16 protein-coding genes, 1 tRNA gene and 1 pseudogene are annotated in these 18,757 nt (G+C 66.5%); 2 read left to right on the top strand and 16 right to left on the bottom strand.

The window, feature by feature from the left end; all coding sequences use genetic code 11:
• Both B0T44_RS01530 and B0T44_RS01525 read right to left on the bottom strand, forming a co-directional pair.
• Positions 1-678: pseudogene (locus B0T44_RS01530) on the bottom strand (hypothetical protein); the annotation flags it as partial.
• Positions 675-1,706, bottom strand: a complete 1,032-nt coding sequence (locus B0T44_RS01525; RefSeq protein WP_077118172.1) for a Ppx/GppA family phosphatase — start codon at positions 1,704-1,706, stop codon at positions 675-677. The gene B0T44_RS01525 and the pseudogene B0T44_RS01530, both read right to left, overlap by 4 nt.
• Before the next feature lie 137 nt (positions 1,707-1,843).
• Between B0T44_RS01525 and B0T44_RS01520 the strand changes: the two genes are divergently transcribed.
• The gene (locus tag B0T44_RS01520) at positions 1,844-2,692 is read left to right on the top strand and encodes a DUF3109 family protein (protein ID WP_077118504.1); all 849 of its coding nucleotides are present in this window, start codon (positions 1,844-1,846) and stop codon (positions 2,690-2,692) included.
• Between the two features lie 239 nt (positions 2,693-2,931).
• On the opposite strand, the gene B0T44_RS01515 is transcribed toward B0T44_RS01520, so the two are convergent.
• The 10 genes from B0T44_RS01515 to B0T44_RS01470 form a co-directional block, all read right to left on the bottom strand.
• Positions 2,932-3,621 carry a response regulator gene (locus tag B0T44_RS01515; protein WP_077118174.1) on the bottom strand — a complete coding sequence of 230 codons (690 nt, stop codon included), beginning with the start codon at positions 3,619-3,621 and terminating at the stop codon, positions 2,932-2,934.
• On the bottom strand, positions 3,618-4,853 hold the full coding sequence (locus B0T44_RS01510) for a sensor histidine kinase (RefSeq protein ID WP_077118176.1): 1,236 nt from the start codon (positions 4,851-4,853) through the stop codon (positions 3,618-3,620). The genes B0T44_RS01515 and B0T44_RS01510 overlap by 4 nt, the downstream gene beginning before the upstream one ends.
• Positions 4,854-5,009: 156 nt before the next feature.
• A complete protein-coding gene (locus B0T44_RS01505; protein ID WP_077118178.1) occupies positions 5,010-7,052 on the bottom strand; it encodes a CocE/NonD family hydrolase in 2,043 nt (680 codons plus the stop codon).
• Between the two features lie 245 nt (positions 7,053-7,297).
• Positions 7,298-8,035: a phosphoglyceromutase gene (locus B0T44_RS01500; protein ID WP_077118507.1), complete on the bottom strand. Its 738-nt coding sequence runs from the start codon at positions 8,033-8,035 to the stop codon at positions 7,298-7,300.
• Positions 8,036-8,090: 55 nt separating this feature from the next.
• Positions 8,091-8,975, bottom strand: a complete 885-nt coding sequence (locus B0T44_RS01495) for an ROK family protein (RefSeq protein WP_077118180.1) — start codon at positions 8,973-8,975, stop codon at positions 8,091-8,093.
• A gap of 240 nt (positions 8,976-9,215) precedes the next feature.
• Complete coding sequence (locus tag B0T44_RS01490) at positions 9,216-9,710, bottom strand: type III secretion system chaperone family protein (RefSeq protein WP_077118182.1); 495 nt, start codon at positions 9,708-9,710, stop codon at positions 9,216-9,218.
• Complete coding sequence (gene mshA / locus B0T44_RS01485; RefSeq protein ID WP_077118184.1) at positions 9,707-11,065, bottom strand: D-inositol-3-phosphate glycosyltransferase; 1,359 nt, start codon at positions 11,063-11,065, stop codon at positions 9,707-9,709. The genes B0T44_RS01490 and mshA overlap by 4 nt, the downstream gene beginning before the upstream one ends.
• 74 nt (positions 11,066-11,139) lie before the next feature.
• Entirely contained in the window at positions 11,140-11,403 is a 264-nt protein-coding gene (locus tag B0T44_RS01480; RefSeq protein ID WP_077118186.1) for a Txe/YoeB family addiction module toxin, read from the bottom strand.
• Positions 11,400-11,651 carry a type II toxin-antitoxin system Phd/YefM family antitoxin gene (locus B0T44_RS01475; RefSeq protein WP_077118188.1) on the bottom strand — a complete coding sequence of 84 codons (252 nt, stop codon included), beginning with the start codon at positions 11,649-11,651 and terminating at the stop codon, positions 11,400-11,402. Before B0T44_RS01475 ends, B0T44_RS01480 begins: the two co-directional genes overlap by 4 nt.
• 63 nt (positions 11,652-11,714) lie before the next feature.
• On the bottom strand, positions 11,715-12,536 hold the full coding sequence (locus B0T44_RS01470) for an alpha/beta fold hydrolase (protein ID WP_077118190.1): 822 nt from the start codon (positions 12,534-12,536) through the stop codon (positions 11,715-11,717).
• A 67-nt stretch (positions 12,537-12,603) separates the two neighbouring features.
• Here B0T44_RS01470 and B0T44_RS01465 point away from each other — a divergent pair, with 67 nt between their 5' ends.
• Positions 12,604-13,338 carry an SDR family NAD(P)-dependent oxidoreductase gene (locus B0T44_RS01465; RefSeq protein ID WP_077118192.1) on the top strand — a complete coding sequence of 245 codons (735 nt, stop codon included), beginning with the start codon at positions 12,604-12,606 and terminating at the stop codon, positions 13,336-13,338.
• 19 nt (positions 13,339-13,357) lie between these two features.
• On the opposite strand, the gene B0T44_RS01460 is transcribed toward B0T44_RS01465, so the two are convergent.
• The 4 genes from B0T44_RS01460 to B0T44_RS01445 form a co-directional block, all read right to left on the bottom strand.
• Positions 13,358-14,140 carry an ADP-ribosyltransferase gene (locus B0T44_RS01460; protein ID WP_077118194.1) on the bottom strand — a complete coding sequence of 261 codons (783 nt, stop codon included), beginning with the start codon at positions 14,138-14,140 and terminating at the stop codon, positions 13,358-13,360.
• 202 nt (positions 14,141-14,342) lie between these two features.
• Positions 14,343-14,416: transfer RNA gene (locus B0T44_RS01455), tRNA-Met, on the bottom strand.
• Between the two features lie 85 nt (positions 14,417-14,501).
• Positions 14,502-15,257, bottom strand: coding sequence for a histidine utilization transcriptional repressor HutC (hutC, locus tag B0T44_RS01450; protein WP_077118196.1), 756 nt, complete (start codon positions 15,255-15,257; stop codon positions 14,502-14,504).
• A gap of 71 nt (positions 15,258-15,328) precedes the next feature.
• A complete protein-coding gene (locus tag B0T44_RS01445) occupies positions 15,329-18,736 on the bottom strand; it encodes an NAD-glutamate dehydrogenase domain-containing protein (RefSeq protein WP_077118199.1) in 3,408 nt (1,135 codons plus the stop codon).
• Between the last annotated feature and the right edge of the window lie 21 nt (positions 18,737-18,757).

Here is an 18,757-nt window from a genome sequence, read left to right as displayed (position 1 = left end):
TTCGGCGGCGCGGCGGCGGGCGGCACGGCTGCCTGGCCGCGGTTCGTCCAGTCCGGCGCGGAAATCGAAAGCACCAGGGGCGGGCGAGCCGGTAGGTTCTGCGCCCGCGAGTCCGAATGCGGACTGCGGCTGCGAGCCGAACTCGGTTGACTCGACGTCATCGTCGGGCTCGGCGCGTCTGCGCCGTCTGCCGCCACGGCGGGTGCCGTTGGACGCCGACGCATCGGCTTGAGACAGGGAATACCCCGCAAGCTGCGGCCCGGAATCAGCGTCGGGCGCACTGTGCCGGGACGAAAACGCCTGCGGTGCGGGTGCTTCCGGCTCGGGCGGGTAGGGCGCGAGCGGATCGTAGCGGGTGATCGGACCCGATATCGGGGAGTGGCTCGGCTCCGGTTCCGCACTGTGGTACGAAACCTGCCCGCCGCCATAGCTTTCCGCTGCTGCCGCCGAATAATCGTCACCGGAAGCGCTGGTTCCGCTGGGTGTCTCGTCCTCAGGGGCCGAATGCGCGGACCGCCCGTTTCCGGAATCGATCACCGGCAGATCGCCGGTGAGTTCAGCGACCGAGATACCTCGCCCGCCGCGGCGACGTCTGCCGCCGCCGGATGGTGTCGCCCCTTGCTGCCCGTTGCGGGCGAGCAGTTCGGCGACGGACAGCTGTTTGGAATCCTCGCTCATGAAGGCACCGTTTCGATCGCGCCCGACGACAGTCCGCCGCCGGGGGGCGCCGCGCCGTTGTAGGTCGCGGTTTCCGGTGCGCTCGTTGCCAGTGGTCCACCGTTCATATCGGTATCCAGTTTGCGCAGGATCAGTCCTTCTCGCAGCGCCCATGGGCAAATTTCCAGGCTATCCAGCGATAGCGCCCGCATACTCGCCTCCGCGACCAGTGCGCCAGCCACCAGTTGCTGTGACCGATCCGAACTCACGCCTTCCAATTCTGCCCGGTCGGCCGACGTCATCCGGGAGATGAAGGCGATCAGCTGGCGCAATCCCGAATGGGTGAGTGTACGGCGAACCCGGGGACCCGCGCCGGACGGAGCCGCCCCGGTGAGCCGGGCCAGCGAGCGGAACGTCTTGGAGCTGCCGACCGCCAGATCCGGTTTCCCCGCGTCTAGCAGCTCTTTTGCCGGGCCCGCCAGTTCGGCGTCGAGCCAATCGCGCAGTACGGCGATCCGGCGTTTCCCCGGCGGGTCTTCGCGCAGCCAGTCCTTGGTGAGCCGGCCGGCGCCGAGTTGCAGCGAGAATGCGACGTCGGGGTCCTCGTCGCCGCCGCTGGTGAGTTCCAGCGATCCACCGCCGATATCCAGACCGAGGATCCGCCCCGCGCTCCAGCCGTACCAGCGGCGCATAGCCAGGAAGGTCAGCCGCGCTTCGTCGACCCCGGACAGCACCTGCAGTTCGACTCCGGTTGCGGCCTTCACCTGGGCCAGCACGTCTTCGGAGTTGGCTGCGTCGCGCACTGCCGAGGTGGCGAACGGCATCAGTTCGGCACAGCGTGAGGTTTCGGCGATGCTGGCGAATTCGGCGACCGTCTCGGTCAGTCGCTGCGCGCCGTCGGCGGTGATCCTGCCGTCGTCGTCGGTGTTCTCCGACAGGCGCAAAGTCGCCTTCGTCGAGCTCATCGGCATCGGGTGGCCACCACGGTGCGCGTCCACCACCAGCAGGTGAACGGTATTGCTGCCCACGTCGAGTACCCCGAGTCGCACAGGAACACGGTACTGGGTGAACCTGAACGCAGGTGTCGCCGACCGAGCTGCTAGCGTCTGAGATTGTGACCTCAGGCGCCGCCGAGAGTGACCAGACCAGCATCGAGCCGGCCCGGAAGAACAAGCCTGCCCGCCGGATGCGTCCCAGCCAGGAAGTGCCGCTCGATTTCCCCCGCGAATGGCTCGAATTCGTCGATCCGGCCAACGACGAACACCTGATCGTGGTGGATCTGACCTGGCTACTCTCCCGCTGGACATGCGTTTTCGGCACCCCGGCCTGTCAAGGCATCATCGCCGGGATGCCCGATGCCGGCTGCTGCACCCATGGCGCGTTCCTTTCCGACGAGGACGACCGCAAACGGCTGCGCAAGGCTGTGAAGATGCTCACACCTGAAGATTGGCAGCTGATGGACGAGGCGCGCAACGACGAGGGCAAGGTCACCAAAGACGGCTACCTCGAGTGGGATGAGCTACCCGACGGCACCGCCCAGCGCACCCGCCGCCACGAGGACGCCTGCATCTTCCTGAACCGTCCCGGTTTCGCCGCCGGTCCCGGTTGCGCGCTGCACACCATGGCCTTGCGCCGCGGCATCGAACCGCTGACCGTGAAACCGGACGTGTGCTGGCAGCTCCCTATCCGCCGCACCCAGGAATGGGTCACCCGTCCTGATGGTGTGGAAATCCTGCGTACCGTGATCACCGAGTTCGATCGACGCGGCTGGGGTCCCGGCGGCGTCGACCTGCACTGGTACTGCTCCGGCTCACCCGACGCACACGTGGGCGAAAAGCCGGTCTGGCAGTCCTACGCGCCCGAACTACAGGAACTGCTCGGCAAACCCGCCTACAAGGAGCTGGTGCGGCAACTGGAACGGCGCAAAGGTCTCGGCATCGTGGCCGTACACCCCGCAACAGAACGCGCCCAGCGCAAGGCGAATGGGTCGACCTCTCGCCCGAACCGCATCATCGGTCTAGACCTCACCACCTGATTTCAGCTGTGCCCGACCCCCGGAAGAACGCCACCTTCGGGCAGCGCTCGGGAAGACTCACCCAACAGCCCGGCATCTACCAGCACCGCTAGGCACTCAACCCAACCTCGCCCGGTCTACGGCCCGGCCCGCGTTTCAGCCCTCGCAGCGCATGCGCCGAAGGCGCGAGTCGCGAGGGCTGAAACGCGAGCTATAGGGGGCCGCGAACACGCGCGCGCCAGCGCGCCGATAAACACAGCTCAAGCTTCGAGTTTGTAGCCGAGGCCGCGGACGGTGACCAGGTGCTCTGGGCGGGCTGGGTCGGCCTCGATTTTGGAGCGCAGCCGTTTGACGTGTACGTCGAGTGTTTTGGTGTCGCCTACGTAGTCGGCGCCCCAGACGCGGTCGATGAGTTGTCCGCGGGTGAGTACTCGACCGGAGTTGCGCAGCAGGTATTCGAGTAGGTCGAATTCTTTCAGGGGCAGGGTGACCGGTTTGCCGTTCACCAGCACTGTGTGCCGGTCGACGTCCATGCGGACCGGGCCTGCTTCCAGGACGCCGTTCTCGGTGCCGGGGTCGAGTTCGTCGCCTGCGCCGCGGCGTAGTACGGCTCGGATGCGGGCGATGAGTTCGCGGGCCGAGTAGGGTTTGGTCACGTAGTCGTCGGCGCCGAGTTCCAGGCCGACCACCTTGTCGATTTCGCTGTCGCGGGCGGTCACCATGATCACGGGGACGCCGCTGCGGGTGCGTAGTTGTTTGCACACGTCGGTGCCGCTCATTCCGGGCAGCATCAGGTCGAGTAGCACGATATCGGCACCGGAGCGGTCGAACTCGGCGAGCGCGGACGGTCCGTCGCCCACCACGGTGACTTCGAAGCCTTCCTTGCGCAGCAAGAACGCGAGCGGGTCGGCCAGCGATTCTTCGTCCTCGACGATCAACACACTCGTCATCTGCGTGCCTCCACACCATTGGTTCGGCCCGGCGCCGGTGGGCGCGGGCTGGTTTCTCTCTTGGTCGACGCGGGCCGGCCGGATGTTTCGTCACCGTCTGTTTCGAGATGGGCCGGGATGCGCAGGGTGAATGTGGAGCCGGTGCCCTGTTTGCTCCACAGGGTGATTTCCCCGTTGTGGTTGGCGGCCACGTGTTTGACGATGGCCAGGCCGAGTCCGGTGCCGCCGGTGGAGCGGGAGCGCGCTTTGTCGGACCGGAAGAATCGTTCGAAGACGCGTTCCTGGTCTTCTTTGGCGATGCCGATCCCGCGGTCGGTGACGGCTATCGCGACGTGGGTGCCGCGCAGGGAGCGGCTGACCGAGACATGCGATCCGGTCGGCGAGTAGGCGATCGCGTTTTCCACCAGGTTCGACAGGGCGGTGATCAGCAGTGTTTCGTCGCCGAGTACCTCTAGGCCGCTGGGCCGATCGGTGCTGACGGTGATGCCCGCTGCTTCGGCTGTGGTCCGTGATCGGTCGACGGCTTGCGTGACCACCGTGTCCACGTCGACGACCTCGAGTTCGGGTAGTTTTTCCGCTCCCTGTAGGCGCGACAGCGCGATCAGTTCGGTGACCATTTTGCCGAGGCGGCGGGATTCGGCAAGCACGCGTTCACCGAAGTGGCGGACTGCTTCGGGGTCGTCGGCTGTTTCCAGCAGCGCTTCGGCGAGCAGGCTCATCGCACCGACGGGGGTTTTGAGTTCATGGCTGACGTTGGCCACGAAATCGCGGCGGGTGGCTTCCATCCTGGCCTGTTCGGAGTCGTCGTCGGCGAACAGCACGGTGAAGCTGGTCTCCTCCGGCGACAGTGGCCGCGCCACCCCGCGTACTGCGATACGGCCGCGGCCGGGGCCCGGGTTTTTGGCGGTCAGGTCGAATTCGGCGGATTCGCCGGTGGCCAGCACTTTCTCCACCGCGGCCCAGGCTCGTTCGTCGAGTAGCCGGTTGCGGACCAGGCCGAGTTCCTCGGCGCGTGGATTGACCAGCACCACGTCGCGGTATTCGTCGACGACCGCTATCCCGCTTTCGGAGGCGAGCACGATCAGGTCGAGGACCTGCGACATGGTCAGCCCGGCCTCGGCCTGCCTGCGGGCGGCCTGTCTGGCGTTCACGTACGGGATCAGGAGTCCGCCGACGGCCAGTCCGACAACAGCCGCTACGGCTGCCAGCAGTACGGCCTGGGGAACGCTCACACCATGAATCGTACGGTCGCCAACCGGCTGACCAACCCCGGGTACGGGAAGTTTCATGCAGGTCACAGGTGCTTCTGATGCCGTTAGCCGGGTGTTTACGCATTGTTCGGCGTCGGTGAGGTTTGGTTTCGGGCAGGCCGAGTGTATCGGCGTCGGTCACCAGCCGGGGTTACCCCGCACGGGGATGTTCACGAAGCTCGGCTGCTGCGGGTCCAGCTGTAGGTGCTGCGGTTTCAATCCGGTGTCGATCAGCATCGGCAGGATCGGCAGACCTTTCGGGAAGTTGCCCGCGTACACATCGACGCGCAGCCGGTGCCCGGGTTGCAGCACTGCCTCGACAGCGGGCAGACCGATATCGAGCGTGGTCACTTCACCGGGCACGGTCGGGCGACGGTGTTCGATGGAGACATACGGGTGTGGGTCGGTGTAGTCGCCGTTGGCTGAGCGCGTGCTCTGCGATTCGTCGATTTCCCGTAGCGAAGCCATCAGCTGACCCGATGACAGCACCCGCGACTGACCGTCCGGCGCCACGTCGTTCACTGTGACCACCCAGTAGCCGTCGGCGGCGTCCTGCACCGTGTTGAGCCGGACGGCGATGGGTCCGGAGATGGTGGTCGCCTCGGCGACGGGTGTGCTGGTGAAGGTGAGCCCGTTGAGTTCTTGGAGGCGCGAGTCCGAGCCGCAGGCGTTGATGATCGATATCACGCCGATGGTGGCCTGTGCGGCGTCGTTGGAGCACAGGCCGGTGAGGCCGGGTGCCACTGTCAGGCGGGCGGTGTCGCTGTTCGGGCCGGGGGTGAGCGAGCCGTCGTGCACGCTCTGGGCGGTCCCGCTCGGCGCGGCGGACAGGTACATGCGGCGGTGTTCGGCGCGTTCGGGGTCGGGCGCGCTGGCCCCGAAACCGTCGCGGGTCACCCAGGTCCCGCCTTGTTCGCGCAATGTCACCGGGCCGTACCGGTCGATTCCGTTATCGATCCCCTTGAGCCATTTGTCGAACCAGGCGCGTTGCAGCACGTCCAGCCGCGGCGGCAGACCGGGTTTCCCGGTTTCGCTGCCGGAGTTCAGGTGGTAGGTGTCGCCCATGAGCAGCTGTTTGTGCCCCGGCGGCAGCGGGATCTTGTTGTAGATCTTGGATTCGGAGTAGGTGAACAGGTCGTGCCAGCCGCCGACCACGAAGGTCGGCACCTGCACCAGGCTCGGGTCGCCCAGCCACGCCTGCCGCGCTGGGCTGTCGTGCTGGATCATTTCCTGCACGCGCGGGTCCAGGTCCTCGATGTTCACTTTGACGTAGGCGTCCAGGAAGACGTCGAGGTAGGTCATCGGGTCGGCCATCCGGTCGGTCAGCCATTTCTGGTCGAAGTTGCCGGTGACGATCGACTGCACGTCCGGGATCCATTTGAGTCCGTTGATCCCGGCCAGCCAGAGCGGGATGAAGTTGAAGCCGAAGGCGCCGCCGGGCATCAGTACGTCGGCGGCCAGATCGCTGCCCGGCACGACCGGGAAGATCGCTGCGAGTGCAGGCGGCTGCTTTTCGGCGGCCTGCAGCTGGTTGATGCCGGAATACGACATTCCGCTCATCCCGACCTTGCCGGTGGACCAGGGCTGCCGGGACGCCCAGTCGATCACTTCGACGGTGTCGCGCTGTTCGCGCTGGCGCAACATATCCCATGTTCCCTGGGAGAAACCTGTGCCGCGCACGTCGACGACTACCTGCGTGTAACCGCTTTTGATGAGCTGGCGGTCGACGGCGAAGTTGCGCAGCGCGCCGCCGCCGAGGGCTTTGGTGAGGTCGGTCAGGCCCGATAGCGGCGTGCCGGTCATATCGATCGAGCGGGCGAGCTGGAACAGCGCATCGGACAGTCCAGGGATGGATCCCATGTGGTCGACCAGGTTGGACACCAGTTTGGTGTACGGGGTCATGTTCACGATGGTGGGTGTCCGGTCGGCGACCGGTGCGCCCGAAAGGTCGGCGGGGCGGTACACATTGGCCTTCAGTACCGTGCCGTCACTCATGGTGATGGGCACGTCCCAGGTGATGTGGATCTTCGGGTACTGCTGGGGACCCTCATGGGCTGCCGTCCAGGAAGCGCCTGCCGCACCACCGTCCGGCACCGGCTCTGCGGATGCGCTATGACCAAGGAAAGGCACGAGCAGCAGTGTGGCGACCAGGGCCGCAGTGGCTCGAAACACAGGTTTCATCGAACGTGATCCACCTCTCGAACTGGTCGGACGTTCAGAGCGTACAGAACCTACCTACGAGTAACAACGACCAGTCACATGGTGGCCACGTGTCGAGAGACCCTGCCCCGGACGGAATTACAGAGAATCCGAGTAACGGATACGCGGCAGCCGAGACAAGGAAAGCGGGCTCTCGGTGCGGATAGGCGAACGCGCCGCACCTCGGGTGAGGTACGGCGCGTTCGCCGAGAACTGTTTTCCTGGGGTTACCTACCGCCCTGGCTCGCGACGGCGGCGGCACCCGCGGCGGCCGCTTCCGGGTCGAGGTATTCGCGCGGACGGACCGGACGCATATCCTCGTCCAGCTCATAGCGCAGCGGGATACCGGTGGGGATATTGAGCCCGGCGATATCGTCGTCGGAGATCTGGTCGAGGTGCTTGACCAGGGCACGCAGCGAGTTACCGTGCGCGGCCACCAGCACGGTCTTGCCCGCGCGCAGTTCCTGGGAAATGGTCGACTCCCAGTAGGGCACCATCCGGTTCACCACATCGAGCAGGCATTCGGTGCGCGGGACCTCGATACCGGCGTAACGCGCGTCGCCGTCCTGGCTGTACTCGTCGTCGACGTCGATCGGCGGCGGCGGGGTGTCATAGCTGCGCCGCCACAGCATGAACTGGTCCTCGCCGTACTTGTCTCGGATCTGCGCCTTGTTCTTGCCTTGCAGCGCACCGTAATGACGTTCGTTGAGCCGCCAGTCGCGCACCACCGGGATCCAGTGCCGGTCGGCGGCATCGAGCGCGATATTTGCGGTGCTGATGGCGCGGCGCAGCAGCGACGTGTAGGCCACGTCGGGCAGGATCCCGTGCTCGGCCAGCAGTTCACCGGCCCGCTTGCCCTCGGCGATGCCCTTATCGGTCAGGTGCACGTCCACCCAGCCGGTGAACAGGTTCAGGGCATTCCATTCGCTTTCGCCGTGGCGCAGCAACACGAGGGTGTACGTCATGCGGGCCATCCTGCCACGTGCGGTTCTCGCGTCGGTCCTGGCCTCGGAGCCGCGATCAGCGTTCGACCGCGAGTATTCCGGCACCCGCCAGCGTCGCACCTTCGGCCAGTTCGGATGGCGCCACCCGCAGCAGCCGCAGGAAACTCAAACCGGCGTGCCTGGCGACGGACGCGCGCAGCGGCCCCCACAGCGGTTCGCCGGAGCAGGCGAATCCGCCGCCGATCACGACGTGGTCGATATCGAGCAGCGCGGCGGCCGAGCTGACCGCCTGGCCGAGCGCCGTACCGGCTCGCTCCAATGCGGCAAGCGCGATCGGTTGCCCCGCGGCCGCGGCCTCGGCGAGCTGCGCACCCGTCTCCCCGGTCCAGCCCTGAGCACGCGCCCAGCGCACCGACGACATACCGCTTGCGATCGCCTCCACACAACCCGCTCCCCCGCACGCGCACCGGACATCCCAACCGGGTACGACGATATGGCCGATATGTCCCGCGTTCCCGGTGCGGCCCATCAAGACCCGCCCGCCGGCCAGGATGCCGCCACCGATCCCGGACGATACGGTCATGGCCAGCGCGTCGGCGGTTCCGCGTAATGCGCCCCACCGGTGTTCGGCCAGCGCGAGGCAGGCACCGTCGATGGCGAAACGAGTTTCGGCGGCAGGAAACAACTCTCGCACCGCGTCCACGATCTCGAACCCGGATCGCCACTCCGGGATATTGAGCGCGCAGGTCACCCCGGCGGGCACATCCACCGGCCCCGCCGAGCCGATACCTACCGCGGTCACCCGGTCACCGTCGGCGACTTCCGACAGCAGCGCGCGGCAGACGTCCCAGGCGCCGGTATGCGGTACCGGGACCCGACTCACCCGGTCGACTCGGCCTGCGGAATCGACTCGGCCGGCCGCGAATTTCGTCGCCCCGATATCCAGCGCCAGCACAGCCATACCGCCTCCGATATCGATATCTCGGTCCGTTTGCCCGCTCGGTGCAGCTGAGCACGAACAGCGCAGCGGGTGAGCAAGCCTCTTGGCAAGGTCATTTTTTCATGGGCGTGAGGTATTCCCACTGGAGCTGGCGATGTACGGCTCGACCCGACCGTCGTCAACAGCGGCTTTTTCGGTTCCTCTGCTCGGGTGTGGCCAATACGGCTGAACTGACCCGTAGCCGGGTGCGAGGGGTGACGCTCAGGGTTTGTCGGCCGAATCCACCAGATGTTCGAAGGCACGCAGGTTCTTCAGCGATTCCCCGCGCGAAACCCGCCACTTCCATTCCTTCCGAATGGATTCCGCGAAACCGAGCTCGAGCAGTGTATTGAAGTCGTGGTCGACGGCTTCGAGGATCTGACCGAAAATACGGTCGAGTTCGTCGGGGGTGACGGCGTGGCTGGCGATACGGCCGACCAAATAGATATCGCCCACCTTGTCGAGGGTGTAGGCGACGCCGTAGAGCCTGCGGTTACGCCGCAGCAGGAATTTGTAGACGCCGACGAAGTTCTCGTCGGGTTTGCGGCAGACGAACGATTCGATGCGCACCCCGTGCCTGCCGACGGTGAGCATGACATTGGTGGTGAGTTTGCGCTCCCCGGGCAGCACCGCGACGAAGGTGTCGGCGCCGGGGCGGGTGTATTCGATATCGCGGTCGCGCAGTGTTTCGTCGATCAATCCAGCCGTATCGCTCATCGGCGTGCTCCCATCCGGCGCCGCCACAGCGCCCGCGCTCTGACCTGACTCTCGCCGAGAATAGCGGCGGAACGGTCAAGGCCGGTGCGGCGGTCGCGTTCGGCGCCGAAACGGGTCAGTGCCTGGGAGTAGCTGGCGAGCAGGGCGTCGGCGGTGTGCTCCCATGAGAACGCGGCCGCATGCTCGACCGCGTTCGCGCCCAGCTCGGCCAGGCGGTCGGTGTCGTCGAGCAGGTGTTCGAGGGCGTCGGCCCACTCGGGGATGCGGTGACCGGGGACGAGCAGACCGCTGTGATTGTTGCGGACCGCGGTGCCGAGGCCGCCCACCTCGGCCGCCAGCACCGGTGTTCCGCTGGCTTGTGCTTCCAGCGCGACCAGCCCGAAGGATTCGTTGTAGCTGGGGACGGCGACCAGATCGGCCGCCCGGTACACCTGCACCAGCCGGTCCGGCGGCTGTGGCGGCAAAAAGGTGACGTGGTCGGCGATACCGAGGCCTGCGGCGAGTTCGATCAGCGCGTCGGGCCGTTCCAGCCCGGAACCGGAGGGTCCGCCGACGATCAGCACTCGCAGCTTGCGGTGCGGGTCGCGGCGCAGCGCCTCGGCCGCCGCGCGCACCAGCACATCCGGCGCTTTGAGCGGTTGGATACGGCCGACGAACGCGGCGACCTGCTCATCGGCGGCCAGCCCCAGTTCGGCGCGCGCAGCGGCGCGGTCACCGGGCCGGTAGCGGGCGAGGTCCGCACCCGGCGGCACCACATCGATGCGTTCGGCCGGTGCGCCGTAGAGGTCGATCAGTTGCGCGGCTTCCTGTGCGGTGTTGGCGACCAGCCGGTCGGCCTCCGCGATCACCTGTTTCTCGCCGATCTCTCGGCTCGCCGGCTCCGGACAGTCCCCGTCGGCGAGGGCGGCGTTCTTCACCGCCGCCAAGGTGTGCGCGGTGTGCACCAGCGGCACCCGCCAGCGGTCCCGCGCCAACCAGCCCACCTGGCCGGACAGCCAGTAGTGCGAATGCACCAGGTCGTAGTGACCGGGCAACTGCCTGGCCTCCTGCCGAAGCACCTCCGCTGCGAACGGGCACAGCTGAGTGGGCAGATCGTGTTTGTCGAGTCCCTCGAACGGCCCCGCCACCACATTGCGCACCAGTACCCCGGGCGCGGCTTCCTGCACCGGCGGCAGATTCGAGGAGGTGGCGCGGGTGAAGATCTCCACTTCGATCCCGCGCCGGGCCAGCTGTACGGCGGTTTGGAGCACGTAGACGTTCATGCCGCCCGCGTCCCCGGTACCGGGTTGGGCGAGCGGCGAAGTGTGCACCGATAGCACCGCTATCCGGTTCGGCCGTTGACTCACGCTGTCCATACTGCACAGTGCAACACCTGGGTCAGGCCCCCGCATCCCGTCCAGTGAGCGTGATCACACGCCGGTTCTCGAGGTCATGGCAGTCGGTAGTGGTAGCGACACATGGCGATACGAACCTGGTCCTCGGTCACCTTGTACACCAGACGGTGTTCGTCGGTGATCCGCCGCGACCAATAGCCCTGAAAACCATGTTTGAGCGGCTCGGGTTTACCGATACCCTCATTGCCGTTGCGTTGGATATCGGCGAGGAGCAGATTGATCCGTTTGACAACCTTGCGGTCCTCTGCCTGCCACCAAAGGTAGTCCGACCAGGCAGTCTCATCCCAGACGAGCTTCACTCGACAAGGTCCCGCACTATGCCTTCACCATCCTCGAGCCGCTCGATCGCCTCTAGTAGTCGGCGCGCGTTGGCCGGACTGCGCAACAAATATGCGGTTTCTCGCAAGGACTCGTAGTCATCGAGCGCCACCATCACCACAGGGTCGTGCCCCGCACGAGTGATGATGACCTCTTCGCGATCCTCCACCACACTATTGAGCACATCGGCGTAGTGCTTCCGTGACTCCGAGTACGTCATCGTCCGCATTTCGACCACCTTCCCTCAGACGTACAAAAAATTGTACGTACGCCGGAGCTCGGCAGCAACGCTTCACAACCCCGCGACGAACTCACTCACCTCGGCGACGAACCGGGCCCGGTCCTCGATGAACAACCCGTGCTGGGCGCCTTCCCAGATCGATGCGCGGCCCTGCGGCGCCAGGTCGGCGATGTACTGCCCGTCGGCGGCCGGGACCACCGGGTCCGCGGAACCGTGCAGCACCAGGACCGGGATATCCAGGTTGCGCAGCGTCACGGAGTTGTCGATCGTCCGGTAGAACAGCGCCTTGCGGACGAACGGCGGGGTGGCGAGGCTGGCCCCGAACAGTCGTTGCGCGTCGGCGCCCTTGTCCTCACCCGGACCGGTGTTGGCGTTACCGAACGCCGCGAAACCGCGCAGCGCCCGCCCCGGGCTCTCCTCGAACACCGCGGGCAGCGCCTGCTGCATGGCCGAACCGACCTCTGCGCCAGGCACGCCGGGACCGATATTGGCCATCGACCCGCTGTAGATGACGCCCGCCAGGGCGTCGGTGCCGTTTGCGGTCAGATAGTCGCTGAGCACGATGCCGCCATACGACCAGCCGAGCAGCACCGCGCCGGAGGTGATCGATTCGGCGGCGAGCACGGCCGCGATATCGGCCGCCCAGTTCTTCGGGTCGTCGTATCCGGTGGCCGGAGCCCCCGAGTAGCCGTGCCCGCGCAGGTCGACGGCGATCACCCGGAAGCGTTCGGCGAGGTCGTCGGCAGCCGCACCCCAGCAGCGCAGGTTCGCCGACCAGCCGTGCAGCAGCATCAGCGGCCGAGCGCCGGATGGACCGCTCACCTGGTAGACGATGTTGGTTCCATCCGCGCTGACCGCTTCCCGAATAGCCATGCCGGAAATGTTAACCGTCACTCACCGAGTAGGGGTGGCGCGTTCGCCTGCGCATAGGATCGCAGCCATGAGCACACGCACCGCTGTTGTCACCGGGGCCAGCTCGGGTATCGGGGAGGCCACCGCCCGGGAACTCGCGAAACAGGGTTACCACGTGTACGTGGGCGCCCGCCGGATCGATCGGCTGCGGCCGCTCGCCGAGGAGATCGGCGGCACCGCGCTGGAGCTCGACGTCACCTCCGATGATTCCGTGCGCGCCTTCACCGACGCCGTCGCACGAGTGGATGTGCTGGTCAACAACGCGGGCGGTGCGAAGGGACTGGCCAGTGTCGCCGAAGCCGACCTCGACGACTGGCGGTGGATGTGGGAAACCAACGTCCTCGGCACCCTGCGCGTCACCAAAGCGCTGCTGCCGAAGCTCATTGCGTCCGGCGACGGCCTCATCGTCACCATCACCTCGGTGGCCGCCTTCCACGCCTACGACAACGGCTCCGGCTACACCTCCGCCAAACACGCCCAAGCGGTACTGCACCGCACCCTGCGCGGTGAGCTCCTCGGCCAACCGGTGCGGCTCACCGAAATCGCGCCCGGCGCGGTGGAAACCGAATTCTCGCTGGTTCGTTTCAATGGTGACGAAGAACGCGCCGCGCAGGTGTATGCGGGTATCGACCCGCTGGTCGCGCAGGATATCGCCGAAATCGTCGCTTTCGCCGCCAGCCGGCCGCCGCATGTCAACCTGGACCAGATCATCGTGAAACCCCGCGACCAGGCCGACCCCGGACGGTTCGCGCGCCGCGGCTGAGCGGTCACGTCGACGCTGCTCAGGCCGCGGTAGCCGACGGGGGGAGGATGCGGATCGCGCCGACCCAGCGCCCGGCCTTATGGCCCATCTCGAGCACCTCGAATTCGAGGCCGCGGCCCAGCAGCAACTCTGATTCCTGCGGCATCGCGGAGAGCTCGCGGAGATAGAGCGCGGGAATGCCGGGCGGGACCTCGATCCGGATATCGGTGTTGCGGCCGCGCTGACGTTTCAGGGGTTCCAAGGCTCCCGGCTCCATGCAGGTGCTCACGAAGTCGGCGAACCGGCCGCGGTAGCCGGGGCGGACCTCGGCGATATCGATATCGGGGAACAGTCGCTCGGCTCTGATGGTCTTCCATACCTGGATCCATTCGGGTGTCGGTGTCATGAGCAGCATCTCGTCCAACATCGGGATATCGGGGCGGCTGAAGTCGTAGTATGCGAACTCGCCGCGCAAAGCCGCGTTGATCGGCTCCGAACCCAGTGTGTAATTGCGCGCTGTCTCCCGCTGCTCGGCGTTCAGACGTTGCACCGTCGGCCCCCAGACTGTGTCACCGTAAACTCGCGCTTCGTCCCTGTTGCTGGTGACCACCAGCGAGGGGGGTGCCTGGGACCGTATTCCGCAGGCGGCAGCGACCTGATCGGCTCCGTCTTGCACGCCACCGTGGATGCGGTGCAACACCTCACGCAGCGGAGTTGCGGTGAGCTCTCGAACCTTGTTGCTGTCCTGTTCGCCCAGAATGAGGATGTTTTCGCTTAATCCCTCCGCAACTTCACGAAATCTGACCGCGACGTAGTGATACACCGGCTGCCCTCACCCCGCCGCTGCTGATTTCGGCGCCAACCACGCCCCTGGAGTACCGATTGCCTGAGTAATTATGCCGCCATAGCAGACAATTCAACAGAAAACAGACATTTCGGATGAGCTGGAAGCGTCGAACACCGGGCATGACCCTCGTACCGGTGAGACGTGTAAGGCCCGGCAGCTGCCGGGCCTTACACGGTAGTAGCGGGGACAGGATTTGAACCTGCGACCTCTGGGTTATGAGCCCAGCGAGCTACCGAGCTGCTCCACCCCGCGTTGGGTATCTCCACCCTAGCTCATGCGGTGCTCCCCGGCCGAATCGCGCGCATACCGAGCCTGTGACGTGCTCTTTACCGGTGGTTCACCGCGAGAATTCGCCCTCCAGCCGGCTGCGTGTACCCGGGTGGATGAGGCGGGCGGCGCTCACCAGGCCGTGGTCGGACCATGTGCGACGCCGGATCAGCAGGCATGGCTCGCTGCGGTCGATACGCAGCAGATGACACTCCTGCGGACTCGCCGATACCGCCTCGACCACGTGCTCGCCGCGCACCAACGGAGCCACCCGAGTGAGGTAGTCGTTCGGGGTCAGGGCAGTGAAGTCCTGGTCGAGGTACTCGGGAGCCTGCGCGGGATTCACGAACCGATCCTCGACCTGGATCGGAATGTCATCCTCGTAGTGCACGAGCAATGAGTGAAAAACTCGCGACCCGACACCATCTCGCAGAAACGACTGCGAATGGTCGGTTTCCTCCTCGCGGACGAAGACCACCTCGGTGCGGTGCCGATGCCCACGCTGCTGGATCTCGTCGGCAATGTTCTTCACCTCGAACAACGGGGAGGCCGTCTTGGTCCTGGCGACGAACGTTCCCACTCCCATCATCCGGACGATCAAGCCGTCGCTCGTCAATTCCCGCAGGGCGCGGTTGATCGTCATCCGGGACAGGCCGAACGCGTCGACGAACTGGTTCTCCGAAGGCAGCTGATCGCCTTCGGACCAACGGCCCGAACGGATCTGTTCCGCGACGAGCTTCTTGACACGTTCGTAGGCGGGAACGGACACGCCTGCGGTTTCGTGGAACAGCACGGCGAGTTCCGCGTCGACATCAACAACCGCCATGCCCTGCCCCTGTTCCTCGAAAATCCCACCGCTGCCTGCGTCGGCGCGGCCAACGAAGTCTACCGGCCAGCTCAGGCCGCCATCCGGCGCAGCTGACGGGAAGCGACGGACAGGGCTGCGAGGTCTCGCTGACCGGATTCGTCGATCTCCGCGAGCGCGCTGCGCGCTCGACGCAGCCGGGATTCGTTGCGTTCCTCCCAGTCGGCGAGCATCCGTTCGGTGGTGTCGCCGGGTACGGCATGCGCGAGCACATCCGATGTCAAGGCACGCACGCTGTCGTACAGCTCGTCACGCAACGACAGTCGCGCCAGCGCATCCCACCGGGTCTCCTTGCTGAGCGCGGAGACACCGTTCAGGAGGCGGACGAGACCGACCCGTTCGCAGAGACGGAAGTAGAGTTCCCCGGCAACGGCGATATCGCAGTCGGCCAGCTCCGCGATCTCGACCACGTCGAGCAGGCCGAACCTGTCGAGTGCTAGTTCCACATCGCGGACCAGGTCCTCGGGTGCGCCGCGTTCTGCGATTGCGCGGGTGCGTTCCCGCAGGTTGGTGCGGTCGGTGCCGACGAGCCAACCGTCGAGCATGGTCGAGGTGTGCGCGATCCGGTCCCGGAAACGCGTGATTTCCGCGCCCACCGCCAGGGGTTGCGGCCGTCGGTGCAGCAGCCAGCGCGAAGCGCGATCCAGCAGACGCCGTGTGACGAGGACCAATTCGTCGGCAACCTCGCTCGGTACGGGGGCGGCGGCGATCCGGGCCCACAGGCCGGGTAGCCCGAAGACCGCGGTCACGACGCTGAACGCCCGGACCGCGTCCTCCGGGGTGGCCCCCGCTTCCTCCGCGAGCCGGAACGCATAGGTGATACCGCCGCGGTCGATCACCGTATTGGTCAGCGCCGTCGCGACGATCTCGCGCCGCAGCGGGTGCCGGTCGATGGCGTCCGCGTAGTCGTCGCGGAGGGGCCGCGGGAAGTACGCCCGCAGGGTCGGCAGGAACACGTCGTGGTCGACCAGCTCACCGGCCAGCAGCGCGCGTTTCACGTCGAGTTTGACGTGGGCCGTCAGCGTCGCCAGCTCGGGCGCCGTCAACCCCTCGCCTGCTCGCCGCCGGGCCGCGATCGTCTTCACGTCGGGAAGCACCTCGAGCGCGCGGTCCAGTTCGCCTGCCGCCTCTAGCGCGGCGATCTGGCGCGCGTGTACGCCCAGCAGCTGCGGCGCGTCGGCGAGCGCCGTGCCGAGCAGCTCGTTCTGGGAGATGTTGTCGGCCAGTACCAGTGCGGCCACTTCGTCGGTCATCTCGGCGAGCAGCCGCGGCCGCGCCTGCGGGCTCAGCACTCCGGATCCGACCAGATCGTCGAGCAGGATTTTGATGTTGACCTCGTGATCGGAACAGTCCACGCCCGCCGAATTGTCGAGGGCATCGGTGCCAACGCGCCCACCCGCACGAGCGATCTCGATCCGGGCCGCCTGCGTCAGACCGAGGTTGCCGCCCTCGCCGACGACTCGCGCCCGCAGCTCGCACCCGTTCACGCGGACCGCGTCGTTGGCCTTGTCGCCGGCATCGGCATGTGTTTCCGTCGCAGCCTTGACATAGGTTCCGATTCCGCCGTTCCACAGCAGATCGACCGGTGCCCGCAGGATCGCCCTGATCAGCTCGGGTGGTGTCAGCTCGGTGATGTCCGGGTCGAGCCCGAGCGCTCGTCGGGCCTGCGCACTGATCGGCACCGATTTCGCGGTCCGCTCCCATACTCCGCCACCTTCGCTGAGGAGCGCGCGATCGTAGTCCGCCCATGAGGATCTCGGCAGCGCGAACAGGCGGGCGCGTTCGGCGTACGAGCGTTCGGGGTCGGGATCCGGGTCGAGGAAGATGTGGCGGTGGTCGAACGCCGCGACCAGGCGAATGTGCGCGCTGCACAGCATTCCGTTCCCGAAGACGTCGCCGCTCATATCCCCGATGCCCGCGACCGTGAAATCCGCTGCGTCACAGTCGAGGCCGAGTTCACGGAAGCGCCGTTTGACGCTCTCCCACGCCCCGCGAGCGGTGATGCCCATTGCCTTGTGGTCGTAGCCCACCGATCCGCCGGAGGCGAAGGCGTCACCGAGCCAGAAGTCGTATCCTGCCGCTACCTCGTTGGCGATATCCGAGAACGACGCCGTGCCTTTGTCGGCGGCCACCACGAGATAGGGGTCGTCGCCGTCGCGGCGGACCACACCGAGGGGTGGGCGCACCTCGCCTGTTGTGCGGTCGACGTTGTCGGTGAGGTCGAGCAGGCCACGGATGAACGCGCGGTAGCCTGCGATACCCGCCGCACGGAGCGCGGCTCGGTCGTGCTCGGCGTGCCCGGTGGGGGCCGGGGGTTTGCGGAGCACGAAACCCCCTTTGGCGCCGACCGGCACGATGACCGCGTTCTTGACCGCCTGGGCCTTCACGAGCCCCAGCACCTCGGTGCGGAAGTCCTCGCGGCGGTCCGACCAGCGCAGTCCGCCCCTGGCCACGGCTCCGAAGCGCATATGCACGCCGGCAACGGTCGGCGAGTAGACGAAGATCTCGTAGCGGGGCCTAGGCTCGGGAAGCTCACCGATATTGCGCGAATCGAGTTTCAGTGCAAGGGCTTCCCGCTCGGGAGCGATGAAGTGGTTGGTGCGCAAGGTGTTACGGATGACTTCCAGCAGCGCCCGGAAGATCCGGTCCTCGTCGAGCCCGTGCACCGACTCGATCAGGGCCGAAACCTTCTCGGCGGCTGCGTCGCCACCGTCGTCACTCGGGGTGGACGGATCGAATCGCGCGGTGAAGCATTCGATCAACGCGGCGGCGATCGCGGGGTACCGGCAGAGCGCGTCGGCGACGTACGCGCTGCTGTAGGGGAAACCGGCCTGACGTAAGTATTCGGCGTATGCCCGCAGGACAGCGACTTCCCGCCACTGCATTCCCGCACGGGCGATCAACTCCCCCAGCCGGTCCGGTTCGGCGGCGCCTTTCCAGAGTGCGTCGACCGCCGCGGCGAACCGGACCGCGAACTCGTCGAAGTCGTCGACCGGCGCGATCGGATAGCGGAGGGTGAACACGTAGATCCAGCAATGCAGGTTCGCGGGCGAGACGAGCGGATAGGGGCGTTCGTCCAGCACCTCGGCGCCGAGGCTCTGCAGCAGCGGCATGAGCTCGCTCAGCGAAGCCGGGCTCCCCCCGACGTACAGGGACAGGCGATGGGTGCCCGGCCCCGAGGAGTCGGCGATGATGCGGACATCGATCGATCCGTCGGTGAGTCCGGCGAGTACGCGGAGGTCTTGGCGGGCCTGCTCCGGTGCGATGTCTTGTTTGTAGGCGGCGGGAAGTTCGGAGACGAGTTCGGTGAGGGTCTCGCGTGTTCCGGGGTCGGTGTCGGCGAGCAGGCGTTCGTCCCAACTCCGGAAGACCAGGGCGAGGGCGTCGCCGATCTCGTTCGGGGTGGGCATCGCATCGGTCTCGGTGTGGACGGTGTTCATCTCGGGACCTTTCGCTGAGGG

Source organism: Nocardia donostiensis, from assembly GCF_002081715.1.
In the GTDB taxonomy this organism is placed as follows: Bacteria; Actinomycetota; Actinomycetes; order Mycobacteriales; family Mycobacteriaceae; genus Nocardia; species Nocardia donostiensis.
The sequence above is the reverse complement of the archived record's forward strand: the minus strand, read 5'-3'. Positions and strand labels throughout refer to the sequence as shown.